15 protein-coding genes and 2 pseudogenes are annotated in these 15929 nt (G+C 56.1%); 8 read left to right on the plus strand and 9 right to left on the minus strand.

The genetic code is table 11. The features are described 5' to 3' along the window. Positions 1-502: 502 nt before the first annotated feature. The 3 genes from ACEN8E_RS15365 to ACEN8E_RS15375 form a co-directional block, all read right to left on the minus strand. A complete protein-coding gene (locus tag ACEN8E_RS15365; RefSeq protein WP_495588815.1) occupies positions 503-1438 on the minus strand; it encodes an NHL repeat-containing protein in 936 nt (311 codons plus the stop codon). A 284-nt stretch (positions 1439-1722) separates the two neighbouring features. After that, positions 1723-3111, minus strand: coding sequence for an MBL fold metallo-hydrolase RNA specificity domain-containing protein (locus ACEN8E_RS15370; protein WP_495588816.1), 1389 nt, complete (start codon positions 3109-3111; stop codon positions 1723-1725). Positions 3112-3209: 98 nt separating this feature from the next. Next, positions 3210-4130, minus strand: a complete 921-nt coding sequence (locus tag ACEN8E_RS15375; protein WP_495588817.1) for a universal stress protein — start codon at positions 4128-4130, stop codon at positions 3210-3212. 360 nt (positions 4131-4490) lie between these two features. On the opposite strand from ACEN8E_RS15375, the gene ACEN8E_RS15380 reads away from it, so the two are divergent. Continuing rightward, positions 4491-4916 carry a potassium channel family protein gene (locus ACEN8E_RS15380; RefSeq protein ID WP_495588818.1) on the plus strand — a complete coding sequence of 142 codons (426 nt, stop codon included), beginning with the start codon at positions 4491-4493 and terminating at the stop codon, positions 4914-4916. Between the two features lie 72 nt (positions 4917-4988). Here ACEN8E_RS15380 and ACEN8E_RS15385 read toward each other — a convergent pair whose 3' ends face one another. Further along, the gene (locus tag ACEN8E_RS15385) at positions 4989-5873 is read right to left on the minus strand and encodes a universal stress protein (RefSeq protein WP_495588819.1); all 885 of its coding nucleotides are present in this window, start codon (positions 5871-5873) and stop codon (positions 4989-4991) included. A gap of 381 nt (positions 5874-6254) precedes the next feature. Between ACEN8E_RS15385 and fnr the strand changes: the two genes are divergently transcribed. Continuing rightward, positions 6255-6998 (plus strand): fumarate/nitrate reduction transcriptional regulator Fnr, encoded by a 744-nt coding sequence (fnr, locus tag ACEN8E_RS15390; RefSeq protein ID WP_495588820.1) that lies wholly within the window; start codon positions 6255-6257, stop codon positions 6996-6998. Between the two features lie 85 nt (positions 6999-7083). Here fnr and ACEN8E_RS15395 read toward each other — a convergent pair whose 3' ends face one another. Continuing rightward, positions 7084-7995, minus strand: a complete 912-nt coding sequence (locus ACEN8E_RS15395; RefSeq protein WP_495588821.1) for a universal stress protein — start codon at positions 7993-7995, stop codon at positions 7084-7086. Between the two features lie 158 nt (positions 7996-8153). On the opposite strand from ACEN8E_RS15395, the pseudogene ACEN8E_RS15400 reads away from it, so the two are divergent. Next, positions 8154-8599 (plus strand): annotated as a pseudogene (locus ACEN8E_RS15400) (GNAT family N-acetyltransferase); the annotation flags it as partial. A gap of 54 nt (positions 8600-8653) precedes the next feature. Here the strand turns inward: ACEN8E_RS15400 and ACEN8E_RS15405 are convergent. The 4 genes from ACEN8E_RS15405 to ACEN8E_RS15420 form a co-directional block, all read right to left on the minus strand. Beyond that, on the minus strand, positions 8654-9577 hold the full coding sequence (locus ACEN8E_RS15405) for a universal stress protein (RefSeq protein WP_495588822.1): 924 nt from the start codon (positions 9575-9577) through the stop codon (positions 8654-8656). Between the two features lie 104 nt (positions 9578-9681). Continuing rightward, entirely contained in the window at positions 9682-10920 is a 1239-nt protein-coding gene (locus ACEN8E_RS15410) for an MgtC/SapB family protein (RefSeq protein WP_495588823.1), read from the minus strand. A 45-nt stretch (positions 10921-10965) separates the two neighbouring features. Continuing rightward, positions 10966-11208, minus strand: a complete 243-nt coding sequence (locus ACEN8E_RS15415) for a hypothetical protein (RefSeq protein WP_495588824.1) — start codon at positions 11206-11208, stop codon at positions 10966-10968. Positions 11209-11246: 38 nt separating this feature from the next. Next, the gene (locus tag ACEN8E_RS15420) at positions 11247-12320 is read right to left on the minus strand and encodes an NAD(P)-dependent alcohol dehydrogenase (RefSeq protein WP_495588825.1); all 1074 of its coding nucleotides are present in this window, start codon (positions 12318-12320) and stop codon (positions 11247-11249) included. A 274-nt stretch (positions 12321-12594) separates the two neighbouring features. On the opposite strand from ACEN8E_RS15420, the gene ACEN8E_RS15425 reads away from it, so the two are divergent. The 5 genes and pseudogenes from ACEN8E_RS15425 to ACEN8E_RS15445 all read left to right on the plus strand — a co-directional run bounded on the left by ACEN8E_RS15425 (position 12595) and on the right by ACEN8E_RS15445 (position 15857). Beyond that, positions 12595-13515 carry a universal stress protein gene (locus tag ACEN8E_RS15425; RefSeq protein WP_495593330.1) on the plus strand — a complete coding sequence of 307 codons (921 nt, stop codon included), beginning with the start codon at positions 12595-12597 and terminating at the stop codon, positions 13513-13515. A gap of 49 nt (positions 13516-13564) precedes the next feature. Next, entirely contained in the window at positions 13565-14470 is a 906-nt protein-coding gene (locus ACEN8E_RS15430; protein WP_495588826.1) for an amino acid ABC transporter substrate-binding protein, read from the plus strand. Positions 14471-14866: 396 nt separating this feature from the next. Beyond that, positions 14867-14992 (plus strand): annotated as a pseudogene (locus ACEN8E_RS15435) (transcriptional regulator); the annotation flags it as partial. Next, positions 14989-15423 carry a YeeE/YedE family protein gene (locus tag ACEN8E_RS15440; RefSeq protein WP_495588827.1) on the plus strand — a complete coding sequence of 145 codons (435 nt, stop codon included), beginning with the start codon at positions 14989-14991 and terminating at the stop codon, positions 15421-15423. The pseudogene ACEN8E_RS15435 and the gene ACEN8E_RS15440, both read left to right, overlap by 4 nt. A 2-nt stretch (positions 15424-15425) precedes the next feature. Next, positions 15426-15857: a DUF6691 family protein gene (locus ACEN8E_RS15445; RefSeq protein ID WP_495588828.1), complete on the plus strand. Its 432-nt coding sequence runs from the start codon at positions 15426-15428 to the stop codon at positions 15855-15857. Positions 15858-15929: the final 72 nt, after the last annotated feature.

Consider the following 15929-nt stretch of genomic DNA (forward strand, 5'->3'; position numbering starts at 1 on the left):
TTGTGACTGATTGAAAGTAACCAAAAATTATCTAGCCCCCTATGCACGCAGTGCCCATACAAGACCCTTTGTATTGGCCATTAACACTGGCGCTCGCTGCAACCGACTGCCCATAAAAGCTTATAAGTGCGTGAGAAAGTTACGCACAACTTTTAGCCCCCTCCACGACGTCCTGCCGACCGAACACAATCTCCCTATCGCAGTAGTGAATCAACGATACATCGCTGGTATTCTCGCAGCCACGCTCGCCAATCATTAAGGGATGAAGGCGAAAATAAAAGCCCCGAAGACGCGAACCTTCAGGGCTTTGCATTTTTGCATCACTGTCACCGTTATTGGTTGCCGCGAATACGACCGCACGACTCGCAGCATTAGCTCGCCTAATCAAACGACTTCCAAGTTTTTAACGTAAGCGAACGGCAATCACCTCTTGCCGACGGGTATCTCTGGAATGCCCTCAGCGAATGCACGACGACCTCAGGTTCCTAGGTTCACCCCCCCTTCACACTACGGAAAAAATCCCTTGCCCCGGAGTGCGAAGGTCAGTCGCGCAGGCACTGCGTGATCCACTGTGCTCGGGGCGCGACTGATGTCCGGTTCTGCGTCCATCCGCCAACTTAACGCCCGAGCGGGCCAACGGGTTGCCTTGTTCCCAAGGCGCCCGCAGGTGTCTGCTGTTGGGTTGCGCATTGGGGTCGTTTTGAAAGCACCCCGTCGCCGCTTCACCGCCCCGAGCTGCGCAGGCCGGTGCACAGATCGCATCTTGTTCGGCACTGGAAAAGCAGTCCAACGCTGCGCAAGCCTCAACGATCGTGCCATCCTGGCAGAAGCACCGCAGCAGGTTAGGCCCGCCCGCAACAACCTCTTGGTAATTCAACGTTTTCGCGTCGGTAGCGCCAAAGGTCAAATACCAAGGCTCACGCAGCTGGCCACCGCTCTTGGCTGGGGAGACAAACAATAGGTACTGCTTGCTCGCCACGTCGTAGCGACGAACCTCTCCAGTGTTGGTGATGGGCACGAACAGTTTGCCTCCCGGCCCAAACAACAGCGCCTGGGCGAAAGCGCGATCCTTACCAGGCTCATAAAGATTGATCTTGTCGACGAATTTGCCGGCTTGATCGTAGATGCGGATCGAGTCCGTATCGTTAGAATTGGCCCTAAAGCTGGTGACATACAGCCGACCGTCTGGGCCGAAGACCAAGCCCTCCGGCCGATTCAGCTGGCCCACCCCACCTTTATCGGAGATGAAGATGCCGAGGAACTTGCCGTCAGCAGCAAAACGCATGACTTGCCCACCCAAGCCATCATTCTTCAGGCTCTGCACCGAAACGTAGAGCAGACAGTCAGGGCCAAACACAATGCCCCGAGGATGGAAGTCACCGTGTGATGACGCACTCCAAAAGCTGGCTAGAAATGCGCCAGTTGAGCTGTAGGTCAAGAGCTTCCCCGGCGAGCCTCCGTGGCTGGACACACTGCTCCCGACGTAAAGCACCTCTTGCGGGAAGGCCTCACGGACGATGCCAAACGGTGCAAATGGAGCATTCTTATCTGTAGACGGAACCCATGCCCCCTGGAAGACGCCAGTGTCGAGGTTGTAGCGTAGGATCGCACCAGCAGATGCAAAACGCGATGAATGAACGCGGGCAAGGTCGTACCTATCAAGGCCGACTGATCGCAGGCGAACCTGCCCCCTGCCGGTTAAACGGCCGGGGCTTCTTTTTGTCACGTTGATATACTTGCAGAAAGATCGATACTGGAGAGTTCGATGCTATCGCGATACTCCGGCACTGACACCGACCACCCCAACTCCAGGCTGATGCGCCGGCGCAGCATATCCGAAGCGTTAAGCTCCCCATGGACGACAAAGGTATGTTTTGGAGGTCGCTTGAACCCACGCAGCCACTGCATGATTTCATCGGCGTCAGCATGTGCGGACAATGTTTGCATGGGTACCACCTCGGCGCGGATCGGCACGTCTTTGCCGTGGATACGAACCGAAGGCGCTCCCGCAACAATTTGCGCGCCACGGGTGCCACCAGCTTGGAAGCCAGGCATCAACAGCGTGTTAATCGGATTGGGAGCGAGTGCCTTGAGGTGGTGGACAACCCGTCCTCCTGTCGCCATGCCGCTGGCGGCAATAATCACCGCCGGGGTACTTTGCTGATCCAGTTCTCTCGAATCCTGGACGGTGCGTACGAATTGCGCCACATGGCATATGCCTTCGCACTCATCCAGAGATAATCTATGCTCGCTCCGAAAACGCTGGTACAAAAGCGTGACATCGGTGGCCATCGGACTGTTGAGGTAGATTGGAATATCTGGAACCGCCCGTTTCCGCTTCAACTGATACAGGTGATACATCAGCAGTTGAGCACGCCCAACCGCGAACGATGGCACGAGGGTAATCCCTCGGCGTAACGCCGTGCGGGTGATGACCTCGGCCAATTGCACCTGTGGCGACTCGACCGGATGTTGACGATCACCGTAGGTAGACTCCACCAGCAGGTAATCCGCCCGCTCGACAGTTTCCGGTGCGATCATTAAAGGATCGTCAGGCCGCCCCAAATCCCCTGAAAACACCAAGGCCTGGCTGCCAGCAACCACCTCCACCGTCGCTGCACCCAGGATATGCCCGGCGCAACGAAGCTGGATCGTCATATCCGTGGCAATTTCCACCTTGTGGTGCAACTCCACCGGCCGCAGCAGTTTTAGTGCTTGCTCCGCATCTTGCTCAGTGTAAAGCGGCAACGCAGGGCTGTGCTTTGAGAAGCCATGCCGATTGGCAAACTCAGCCTCTTCTTCCTGTAGGCGACCACTGTCCAGCAGCAGAATTTTCACCAGCTCGCAGGTAGCGGGCGTGGCGTAGACCGGGCCGCGATAACCATTGCGCACCAGTACCGGTAAATAGCCGCTGTGGTCAAGATGGGCATGGGTGAGGACAATGGCGTCGAGATCGCTGACCGGGAGCTGGAACGGATCCCTATTGTGTAATCGCAGTTGTTTGTAGCCCTGGAACAGACCGCAATCGATCAGCACATGTTGGTTGCGATGCTCCAGCAAATACTTGCTGCCCGTTACCGTGCCCGCGGCACCTAGAAATGTGATTCGCATGGCCGTTTTCCTTGCGCATTCAGGGGAAAGCTATTGATCGCTTCTTTTGGCTCAAGGACAGTTGATTTTTATCAACTGCAAGCTCGACGGCGTTCCTTTCAATCGGGCAAGGCTAATGGCTTGACGATCATCAAACTGCACGGTGCCCGGTTTAACACGCTCTCGGCAGTATCGCCGATAAACCGGTCACGCCCACGGTGATAAACCGTGCCCAGCACCACCATGTCAAAGGCATTCTGTTGAGCGAAAAGTCCGATGATCTTGTGGGGGACGCCTGTCAGTGAGTGTCGGCGTGTATTGCTGATGCAATAGCGCTCGGCAAGCACATCGAAAGCCTCTTGTTGGGCATCTTCAATTGCGTCCCTCAAACTGTTATCAAGACTGCCTGTCGGCACACTCATCGGCACATCGCTTATCTCTGACCAACGACTGACATTAAGTAAGTGCAACTGGGCACCACAACTGGCCGCCAGTGTAGATGCCAGGTCGAGTATTCGATCATTTAATCCCCGAGTCAGCTCTTCCAGATGGGATAAATCGATCGCCGCGAGAATTTTCAAGGGTTTAGGATTTTTGGCGCTGGTAACCAGGTGCAGGTGAGTCGGACACTCGCGTAGCAGTCGCCAGTCGACAGGCCGGTGAAAGGCACGGTCAAGTGCCGGCACATAATGGGTGTCCTTGATTACCAGGTCCGGATGAAAGTCGTTCACGTACTCAAGCAGGTTTGTCAGGCTCGACTTGGCCCAGACCACTTCGGTGGTCACCTGTATGCCGCCACATCGTTGAAACCGGGCCTGCTGCTCCAGCCAATGACGGTGCACCTGCAGATAGCCTTCTCGAGCCTGAGCCATAGCGTCATGGTCAAGCAGACCGGCTACCGCCAGAGCCTGGACATAATCGAACGCGACAATGTGCAATAAGGCACCGGTTGCACCAGCCAAGGCATGTGCACGCTCAAAAGCCGGGGTCAGGGTCATTTCGCTGGGGGCTATCAATAGAATGCGTTTGAGTTTGAGCATCACATATCTCGCCCTGAAACCTGCCTGAGTGTAAAACCGCCTGGCTGTCGGGGCCTCGAGTCAAACGCTTATTACTTCGAGCGAACTCGTGACTGCAGCCAGCAAAATATCCCGCAATACAGCGAACAATTACGTTTTCATAATTGTCCCGTCGACTTGTCGCGAGTGGAAAGCGGTAGTTCGATTATTTGGCGTTATGCCGTGGGGGACCTGATTTTTATCAACTAATCAGCAGCTATCGTTAACGGAACGACTGGCTCTCGATTACTAAAACCCTTGTTGATTCAGCTCAACGATTTTCCGGCTTCTTGGCGTAGAAATACTCTGATTCACCGCCTCCCCTTTCACTGGAGATTTGCCATGCTGGCAGTCATGCTGATCAATACGCTGGTGGTCATCATCACCGTAGTGATCCACTATGAATGCCTGTTACGCCTGAATGATTGGCTACCCCGGCTCAAGCTGTGGAGCCGCTTCAGAATCGTAGTCGGAGTATTCGGCGCCCTCCTGGCCCACGCAATAGAGGTCTGGTGCTTTGCGCTGGTCTACTACCTGATGGTGCACTCAGGGAAATGGGGCAGCCTGACGGGCAACTTCGACGGTTCGCTGATGGACTGCGTTTACTTTTCCTTTACGACGTACACGACGATCGGCTTCGGCGATATTTCGCCTGTGGGTAACCTCAAATACTTGACCGGTCTGCAAGCCCTTACCGGGCTGGTGCTCATTACATGGACCGCATCCTTCCTGTTTCTGGAAATGCAGAAGTACTGGAAGCGCAAATAATCCTCTTTCTGACTCGTATCAGACTCAACTGTCGAACTGACGGTGCGCCATAAAGCCTGGGACAGACTCGATCTAGACCGCCAGAACGCAGCATGGCACCTGATACAGAATATGCTCGGTCGTGCTCCCCAGAAGCTTGTCCACACCATGGGACTGGACTCTGCCCATCACGATCACATCCACGTTGTGTTCATTAGCAAACTCACTCAACACCGTGACCGGATTTCCCTCAATCAAATGTCGACGATCGGAGGGCACTCCGAACCGACCTGCCAACCCCAGGAAAGACTTTTCCAGGTCTCTGCGAAGCGCTTTGGTCAGGTCAGCAAGTGTCAGGCCGCCCATGTCCACCAGAAACGCGGCCGAGATATCGCAGGCGTACAGCAAATGCAGCTCGGCGCTGCACTGCATCGCAAGGCTGCAAGCTTGTTTGATGATTCGGTCGTTCAGTTCATTGTCAGTTGACTCGATATCCGATACCTCGACCGCTGCTACAACCTTGCGGGGCAAAACGAAGCTGCTCCCGCCCACCAGATAGACCGGCACCAAACAGTGACGCAACAAGTGCCAATCCAACGGGGTGAAGAAGGCTCGCTTGAGCACGGACTCATGCTGAACCTCCTTGATCAACAAGTCGGGCTGCATGTCCGTGACGTGATCAATGATGTCTTGCTTCATGTCTTCAACCCAGGCCACCTCGGAGGTCACCTCTATCCCCCTGTCACGCAAATTTTCGGCCTGAGCCTTAAGCCAGCCGCGATGGTCCTGCAGGTATCGCTCCCGAGCCGATTCTCGATCGCCCTCTTCAAGCAGCGATAACCATTTGAACGAGGGGATAAGCGCCGCGATATGCAAACTTGCACCGCTAGCCTTGGCCAGCGCCGCTGCACGATTCATGGCTGGAGAATGGCGCAAGGCCGGGTTGATGATCAGTAACAGGCTTTGATACTGGCTCATGATAAATCTCCCGTGGGGTGGATATTCGACGCAGGCCGACTCTGTGTAGACGTCAGCGATTGGCCATCAATGTCCATTGCCGGCTCAGCCTAGGCTTCATGTCCCTACAGTTGCTCGGCACTTAGATAATCGCTCATGAACTTCTCCGCCAGAGGATCAGGGAACCAGCAGGTTTTTCCTCGATTCTGAGAGTCTGAAGCGCTCATGACTTGATTTGCATCAAGTCTCAAAGACTGCATATGAACTGAATTGCGCATGGGAGCCAGCCGACGGAACGGTTTTGTACCCGCTTGTCTGTTACGCCCACAATAGTTTGGAACAAAAGGTGGTTTGGGCAGGTAGCACCTATGCTTATCCCATCCATATTGGGGCATTTAGGTCATGTCTGAAGCTAGGCCGTTTCAAAGTCAAAACCTCAAGTCTGCATGTTCCAACTGCAGCGTCCTGGAACTGTGCCTGCCGCTTGGCCTGACCGGTCTGGAAATCGAACGCTTGGACACACTGATCGTGCAACGATTGAAGGTCAAAAAGGGCGCGGCGCTTTACCGCGCAGGCGACCCTTTGCGTTCGCTGTATGCGGTGCGAATCGGTTCGTTCAAGACCAGCGTGCTTTCGGTCGATGGTCGCGAGCAAGTCACAGGGTTCCAGATCTCCGGCGAAATGCTTGGTCTAGATGCCATCAGCACCGATCTGCATGCATGTAATGCAGTTGCCTTGGAAGATAGCGAGGTCTGCCCAGTCCATTTTTCTCACCTGGAAAAACTTGCTCGAGAACTACCGTCATTGCAGCACAACCTGAACAAAATCCTCAGCAGGGAAATCGTTCGCGATCACGACATGCTGATGATGCTGGGTAACATGAACTCGGATGAACGCCTGGCCGCTTTTCTCCTGAATTGGTCACAGCGCTTGAATACCCGCGGTTATTCGTCCAGTTGCTTTGTGCTGAAAATGCGTCGGGAGGAAATTGGCTCTTACCTGGGCCTGCGCCTTGAAACCATCTGTCGGGGCATTGCGCACCTGCGTGACCAGGGAATGGTGGAAATAAACGGACGCGACGTCAACATCCTGAACATGGACGGGCTTAAGCAACTGATCATGGGCTGCAATCGCAACCTCCGCTGACACCTGCTGACTGGAGAATCTTCATGCGTGCCATGGCTCTGGCTGGCGCTGTTGCGCACAGGTCAGTTCAACGGCGCAATAGTGCTCATTCCCTGACACGCGACCTGACCACCAAAATACTGCCCACCACAGAGTACAGCGCTCGCTCTGTGTTGCTACCGATCAACCGGTCGAGCCCCACCCGATGCGCAGTGCCCATCACCACTACATCGGCCAGGTATTGCTCGACAAACTCACTGATCACCGGCACCGGCAGTCCCATGACGAAATGCCGTCGCTCCGGTGGCACCCCGTAGCGCTCCGCCAGTGCAACAAACGCCTGGTGCAAGGATTGACGCAGTTCTTCGCTGAGATCCACGCCCCAACCGCCCCCGGCCAATGGTGCGTCGCTGTTGAAAGCGGGCGATAAATCATAGGCGTAAAGCAGGTGTAACGGCACATCGCATTGCAGGGCCAGGGCGTTGGCGGTCTGAATGATGGTGTCGTTCAATCCGCTGATTTGTGTCGACGGATCGAACGGATCCACTGCCGCCACGATTCGGTGCGGCAAGCTGTACCGGACGTGGTTGACCAGATGCACGGGGATTGGGCATTCACGCAATAAGTGACAATCAAGCGGAGTAATGAACACCCGCTTGAGCACAGGTTCAAAGGTTACATCCTTGATCAACAGGTCGGGCTTGAGATCTCCGACCGTCTTCAAAATATCCAGCAGCGGATGGGTGGTGAAGACGGCTTTGACCGTCACGTCCAGCCCCAGGTCGCTGAGTCGATCGAGCTCTTCGGCCTCCCAGCGGCGGTAGTGACGCAAGTACCGCTGTTGCTCTGCGTCGTCGACTTTTTCTTGCCATAAATGAACCACCGGCGCCGGTTCGACAAAGGCCCGCACATCCAGTACGGCGCCGGCTGCCTTAGCCAATGCGACAGCACGCAACTGGGCGGGAGACTGATGCAGAGTTTGGTCAGCGATCAGCAGAAAACGTAGATATTGACCCATCACACACCTCCGTTCGACTCCGGTCATACAGTGCCGGCATGCTTTCAAGACTGCGCTCTATCACCTCGTGCGGTTTGATTTACATCAAGCACACGCAAACCAGTGCCGCCGGCACAGCTGTCTGTTCCAGATCAGATTCAAGCATCGACAGCGGTGCAGAGAAGGATCGCGACCGTGAATACGCATTCATCAAACGGCTGTCTCCCGAGACCCGCCACATGCGTTTTCTCGCGCAGATCAACGAACCCGGTGCTGCGATGCTCAATCAGTTATGGACACGGATACTAACCAGCGTGTGGCCTATATCGCCCAGGTCCATGAGAACGGGCATCTGGTCGAGATCGGCATCAGCCGTTACGCGGCCACTCGCGAGCATGAGTGTGAATGAGCCGTAACGGTCACCGATGAATGGCAGTACCTGGGTATGGGCACATTGCTGATGGAACATCTGATCAAGGCGGCCCGCAAAAACGGATTTCGCCAGATGTATTCGGTGGACGCCTCCAGCAATGCTCCCATGCGCGACCTGGCCAAGGCGCTCGGATTGGAGACGCACAATGATCCCGACGACAGCCGTCAGGTGATTCATCGTCTTTACCTGTAGAAAATCGCCTCCGCGATGTTCCGGCCAACGGCTCATCGCGGGGCGATCAACCCCTCAGGATTGAAGTATTCTTCCTGGCTTGATCGCCAGCACACTGCACGGCGCCCGATGCAGGAGTTGCTCGGCCGTGGTTCCGAGTAGTTTGCTCAAGCCCTTGTGCTGCACCGTGCCCATGACAATGAGATCGCTGCGGTACTCGCAGACAAACTCACAAATACTCGGCACGGGTGCCCCCTCTATGAAGTGACGACGCTCCGGTGACACGCCGTGGCGTTCAGCGATGGCCGCAAATGCTTCACGCTGAACCGCTCCCAACACTTCATAAATTCCGGTGGCCAACGGCAATGCGGCAAAGCCCATGTCCTGGACGTATACAGCCGTCCAGTCATACACATGCAGCAAGTCAAGACTGGCATCACAGACCGCGGCCAGTTTCGCCGCAGCGTCGATAATCTGGTCGTTGAACACACGGTCCTGATCCTCATCGCGCAACACATCAATGATGGCCAGCACGTTGCGTGGTCGGGCATTCAGCGGAGTAGTCACCAGATGCACCGGCACAGGACAATCGCGCAGCAGCTGCCAATCCAGCGGTGTAAAAAACACGCGCTTGAGCGCCGATTCTTCCTGTGCGTCCTTGATGATCAGCATCAGCGGCATCTCATCGATGAAGTTCAGAATCTCCTCATAAGGATGCTGTACCCATACCACTTCGCTGGTGACCTCGACGCCGTGCTTGCTCATCAGTCCGGCCTGCTCCACGAGCCATTGGCGATGGGTTTGCAGATAGCCGTCCCGAGCTAGACTGAATTGTTCCGGGGCGAACAGCCCGGCCACCGCCAGGGCCTGTGAATAGTCGAACGCCACGATGTGTAACGGCAATTGCATCGCAAGCGCAAGCGCAGCAGCCCGGTCGAATGCCGGTGTCCGAGTCATGGCTGAAGGCGCGATCAAGAGTAAACGCTGAGATTGCGACATAGGGCACCTCGGCACACGGCCATTTCAATCCAGGAGTAGAACCACAGATTGACTGCTCCTTGTTCCGACCACTTGATTTTTATCAGTTGCGCGCGCGATATCCTTCAGAGCAGCCCCATCCCCACCCACAACGCCAGGGTCAGCAACACCTGGCCCGGGATCACGTAAGCGGCGAAGCGTCGCCCGCCGCTTACCCACGCCACCACGCATTTGCTGACGGCGTTGCTGCTGATCGCAATCAGCACAGGCCCGACAATGGCATCGAAGGGCAACTGACCGGACTTGGCCAGCGTGGCAATCGACGCCGTGGAAGCATGCGCATCAGCAAAACCGCTGAATGTGGCCGTCAACATCACCCCCATCTGGCCGAAATGGCTGAGCATCACAGACGAAACAAAGGTAATGCCGGTCATGGTCAGTGTGACGATCAGGGCCAGCTTGAGGTTGAACGCCCCACCGACTTTGATCGGCTGGTTGACCTCGGTCGCTGACTTGGGAAACATCAGGCATACCCCATACAACGCCGCGGCGGCTGCTCCGGACATCAATGGCCCCCACATATGGCGCAGCAAACCGGGGTCGACCGCCCCCAGAATCAGGCCGACCTGCGTAACGGTGGCCATATTGGACAGGATCGCTGCCGCACTCAGGACCTTGATATTGTCGGGCTGCCGGGCAACAAGATGGCCCATGGCAGCGATCGTCACGGTGCTGGAAGCGAAACCGGAGGCAATCGCGCTGATCGCATATCCGTACCGGGTCCCCAGGGTCCGAACGGCAATATGTCCAATCGCCCCCACCGCCATCAGCAATACGGTCAGGCTGCAAATGGTGCGTAAATTGATGGCAGCGTAGGGACCGATAAAGCGGTCCGGCGCCAAGGGCAGCACGACAAGAGCAGCCGTTATAAGGATAAGGCCATCGCCTAATTCCGCATCAGTCAATTGGCTGCGGGCAAAGTGGTGCAGCTTCTCTCGATAAGTCAGTAGCCCTGCCATCACCACGCCGATAGCAATCGCCAGCTCAGGGTTCATGCCACACAACGCCCCCAATACCAGCACCGTAAATAAGGCTACTTCGCTGGTCACCCCGGGGTCGTCGCTCAGGCTTCGCCAATAAGCCACAGTGACGAGCAATCCCAGAGCGATGGCCACGATGCCCACCAGCAAACCGCCACCGACCTGTATCGCCACATAACCCAGCAACGCCGTAATGGCGAACGTCCGTAAACCGGCACAAGCGCGGGTCTCGCCCTGATCCTTATGCCGTTCGCGTTCAAGACCGATGAGCATGCCGATCCCCAGCGCTGCGGCTGCTCCTGTCAGCCCAATGGCTCCGTTCATTGGATCGTCATCTGCTTGAACTGCGCCCCGCACTGGTCCACGTTGTTACTCCATGCGGTCGGCGCAAACCCGTTTGCCATTGGGGAAAGCCATTTGACAGTCAGACATCCGTCTTGTGTCGTCTGCCAGGCGAGCACCACCTGGCCAGACATGGGGCGCCTCGATACGTGCCTTGAGCAGGCCAACAAACGCCTGTGCTTCTCCCAGGCTGTAGAAGTTCACTTTCAAGGCGTCCATGCACACGACCCTGCAATGGCTTGCCGGCTTCTGCGTGATATCAATGATCATAGATACCTCCGTACTGCTTCGAGTAAGCGCGGACATCCTCAAGGGGTGATTGCGACCTTCATCACACCGTCCCGTTGGTGGGCAAACAATTCATAGGCCGCTTCAATATCATCGAGTTTGAAGCGGTGGGTCACCAGCGGCGACAGGTCCACACCACCACTGTGCACCACGGCCATCAAGCGGCGCATGCGCTCTTTCCCACCCGGGCACAGGGTGGTGACAATGCTGTAGTCGCCCAATCCTGCGGCAAAGGCATCCTGGGGAATGCGAAGATCGCTGGAGTAAACGCCAAGGCTGGATAGTCGACCACCCGGGCGTAGCACGCGTAACGCGGATTCGAAAGTGCCCTGGGTACCCAATGCCTCGATGGATACATCAACACCACGGCCATCGGTCAGCGCCATGATCTGCTCGACCACATTGCCGTCCTTGAAGTTGACGACATGGGTCGCACCCAACCGTCGCGCGACGCTCATCCGCTCGGCCACGGCATCCACGCCAATGATGGTCGTCGCGCCTTTGAGCCGTGCTCCCGCCACCGCGCACAGGCCGATGGGACCCAGGGCAAACACGGCAACGGTATCGCCGATATTCACCTCGCCCCGCTCTGCACCGGAAAAACCGGTGGACATGATGTCCGGACACATCAATACCTGCTCGTCGCTGAGTCCGTCGGGAATCGGGCATAAATTGGCAAGTGCGTCCGGTACCAGCACGTACTCGGCCTGGCAACCGTCAATGCTGTTGCAGAACTTCCAGCCGCCGGTAGCACGAAAGCCATGGCGGGTATCTGGTCCATCCTGGGAACCGCAGCCGCACAGGCAAGCGTAACTTTGTCCGCTGGGCGTGATGGCGCCGGCAATAACCCGCTGTCCTTCGAAAAAACCGCGCACCTGCGACCCCAGTCGCTCAATGACGCCCACTGGCTCGTGGCCCACGGTCAGCCCTTTGGCCACCGGATATTCGCCGCGCAGGATGTGCACGTCGGTGCCGCAAATGGTCGTGGTGGTGATACGGATCAATGCATCCAGCGGTCCGACTTCAGGGACGGGTTTGTCTTCCAGCACGATCCGGTTCTTTTCAACGAAAACAGCCGCTCTCATGGTTGCCACGATGATCCCTTCTTCAAGTGCGTAAGCCAACGTTCAGCACGAGCCCAAAGACTGCACCGGGGAGCCAAGCGAAAGATTGATAATGGTCAACAATTTCGTCACTGGACAAAGCCCGGACAACCGCACGTCGGGCAACACCATCCATTCCCTTCCCTTTGACAAAGATCAAACCCGGCGCCCTAAACAGCGGCAGGCTAAGAGCAAGGCTTTACTGCCCAATAACGTCGCAGCATTGGGGCAATGCGATTGCGCGATTACCTACCGGAGATCTGTCATGTCTGATCAATTACGCTTCATGCTGGTGGTCTCGCCGTTGATGGAAAACAGCCCCGCCTTCGACCGGGCCGCTGCGTTGGCCAAGGCTTCAGGTGCTGCCCTGCACATCGTGGCGTTCGACTACCTTGAAGGGCTGGCGACTGCCGGAATGGTCAACGAACAGGCGCTGGAACAGATGCGACTGGGCTATGTCGAGCGCCATCGTCAGTGGCTGGAAGACCAGGCCCGCCCCTTGCGCAAGATCGGAGTGCACGTCACCACGGAAGTCATCTGGGTCGAAAGGCCCTTGCAGGAGATCCTCATTCATCTCAAAGAACAGCCGATGGCCGTACTGATCAAGGCGCTGGAACACGAATCGCTGCTGTCACGCCTGATGTTTACGCCACTGGATATCCACCTGCTACGTGAATGCCCGGTGCCCCTGCATTTTGTCAGTCATTTGCACAACGCTTTGCCGCGCAAGATCGTCGCCGCCGTTGACCCTTTTCATTCTGATGACCGATACGAAGGCTTCAACGACAGAATTCTGCGTGAGGCCTCCAAACTGGCGAGCACCTGTAACGCAAAACTGGACGTGATCTACGCCCATGACCTTTCCAGTATCAGTGCGGATGAATTCGGTTTCAGTAATGGCTCGGCATTTTTCTCCTCGGGAAAAGCCAAGACAGTATTCGATGCGCAGGCTGATGCATTTCGCGACCTTTCTGAACGCAACGGCATCCCGCCGGAACACCAGCACATGATCATGGGCAATCCGGCCAAGGTGCTTTCCAGCTACGCGGAGGCCTATGACACCGATGTGATTGTCATGGGACGCGTTGGACACCGCGGCATGGAGCGGTTGGTTGGCAGTACGGTGGAACATCTGCTGTACAAGTTACCTTGCAGCATGTGGGTGGTTTCCCCAGAAAAAATCTGAACGATGGATAAAGCGCGTTTCAACAAAACAGGTAACGGGAGAATGAGGAATGAACGCTCAATTGACCAAAGCTACCCATCGGTTTCTTGTGTGCCTGCTGGCATTCGTGCCAGCGATCGCCGGCGCCGAGACCCTTGAACGGGTACGGAACAATCAGTCAGTCGTTCTGGGGTATGTACCTGACTTCGCCCCTTTCAGTATTCAGCAGGGTGACAAAGCCAACGGTTATGCGATTGATCTCTGCTTGAACATCGTCAACACAATAAAGGCCGAGCTGAACCTGCCTTCATTGCAAGTGCGCTACCAACCCGTTCAATTGGGCGAAGAAACCATCGCCGTCAGTACGGGAAAAGTCGACATTCTCTGCACACCGACGCCCGTCACACTGGAACGCCGTAAAACAGTCAGCTACTCGATTCCTGTCTACACTGCCGGCCTATCAGCCGTTGTCAGCAAAAATGCACCCAATGCGTTACTCAGGGTTCTCAAAGGTGACGTTGCTAAAACCGGCCCGACCTGGCGCACAGATATCAACCGCGCACTGGCCAACATGACCTATGCCACGATCGCTGGCGGGGTCACCGAGCAGTGGATCAATGAACAAATGCGCACCCTGGACGTGGTCGCCACACTCGTCACGGTGGCAGACGCCAGTGCAGGTCTCAAGCGTGTTGCCGATGGCAAGGCGGATGTTTTCTTTGCCGAACGCACGATGCTCAAGCATGACCTGGCCGACAAATTTTCCACCGGAAACCTTGTACTGCTCGATCGTATATTTGAGTATTCAGCGACCTCATTGATGGTTGATCGAGACGATGAAAACTTCCGGTTGGTCGTCGATACTGCGCTCAGCGAAATGTATCGCTCGGGTGAGATTGAGCAGGCATACGACAAACATTTAGAGGGTGTCAGCAACTCATCGCGGATGCTGTTCAAACTCTATGCTCTGCCTTGATGGTGGCAGCCAGCATTTCTGTGTGCGCTGAGAAGAGTCTCAGCGCATATCGACCGATGAATCGATTGCAGTCCGTCGCGATAGATAACAATCCGGTTCGATCGGCACCTGAACATGAAAATGGCAGCGCCCTGAACGACCGATGTCCAATGTGGCGCGCAACCCTACTGGGCTAGGTTTTCCAGTTTGATCTGTGCGCCAAAACAAGCTGCAATGTTCTGAGCGATGGTCAATCCCGATTTCCGCGCCTTGGTCATTTCCTCGACTGCACCATCGCTCGAAAAGCCGGCCGCGGTTTTCCTCATTAATACCCGCTTGCTTCAGATTTCCGCCTACGCGGGTGACAACAACACCGACGTAATTGCCATCCACCACGGCATGGCACGATTGGTTTAGCGCCGCGAAGGACTGGTCGAAACCCGCTGCGACGGAAAGCAGGTTTTCTATCGCATCAGCAGCCCCGCAGCATTGGTGGTAATCCAGACGTTGAATCAACAATTTTGCTCCGGAGAAGCATCATGAATGTCGACTGGCTCAACTTCACTCCCTGGTCATCCCTTGCGGGGGGCGCATTGATTGGCCTGGCTGCCAGTCTATTCGTCGTCGCCAACGGGCGTATCGCAGGCATCAGCGGTCTGATTGGCAGTCTTTTACAGCGCCGCAGCGAAGGAGCAATTGAAAAAGCGCTGTTTCTTTTGGGCCTGCTCATCGCGCCGCTGTTATGGGGACTGTTTGCCACCCTGCCCCAAATTGAGTTCCAGAGTGGCTGGCTCGGACTTACTGCTGCCGGCTTATTGGTGGGCATCGGCACCCGTTACGGCTCGGGTTGCACAAGTGGACATGGAGTTTGCGGCATATCGCGCTTTTCGCCGCGATCGATGGTTGCCACGGCGTGTTTCATGTTCAGTGGTTTCGCCACGGTGTTTGTCTTGCGTCATCTGCTGAGGGGGTGAACATGATCAAACTGAGTGCATTCATTGCAGGCTTGCTGTTCGGCTTCGGCCTTCTTTTGGCAGGCATGGCCAACCCGGGAAAAGTAGTGGCTTTCCTGGATTTAACCGGTGCTTGGGACCCTTCCTTGGCGTTGGTCATGGTCGGGGCTATTGGCATAGCCGTTGGCCCGCTAACCTGGGCGCGCCAACAATCCAGTTCGCTGCTGGGAAGGCCAATGCAGCTACCGATCAAACGTGAGTTGAACCCTCGCTTGATTGGCGGGAGCCTATTGTTCGGCATCGGCTGGGGAATAGCGGGCATCTGTCCTGGCCCAGCAGTGGCAATTCTGCTGACAGGACGCTGGCAAGCGATCGTGTTCATGTTGGCCATGCTGGCTGGCATGTTGTCATTCGCTGCGCTGGAGGCCAGACGTCAACGCTCCAGCAATCCGTGACTAATCTGCTGCCTATGGACGCGCCGAACTTAACTTTCATTCGTTACTCTCGACACTGAGAAAGAGCCAAGT

Source organism: Pseudomonas sp. Pseusp9 (assembly GCF_059491265.1).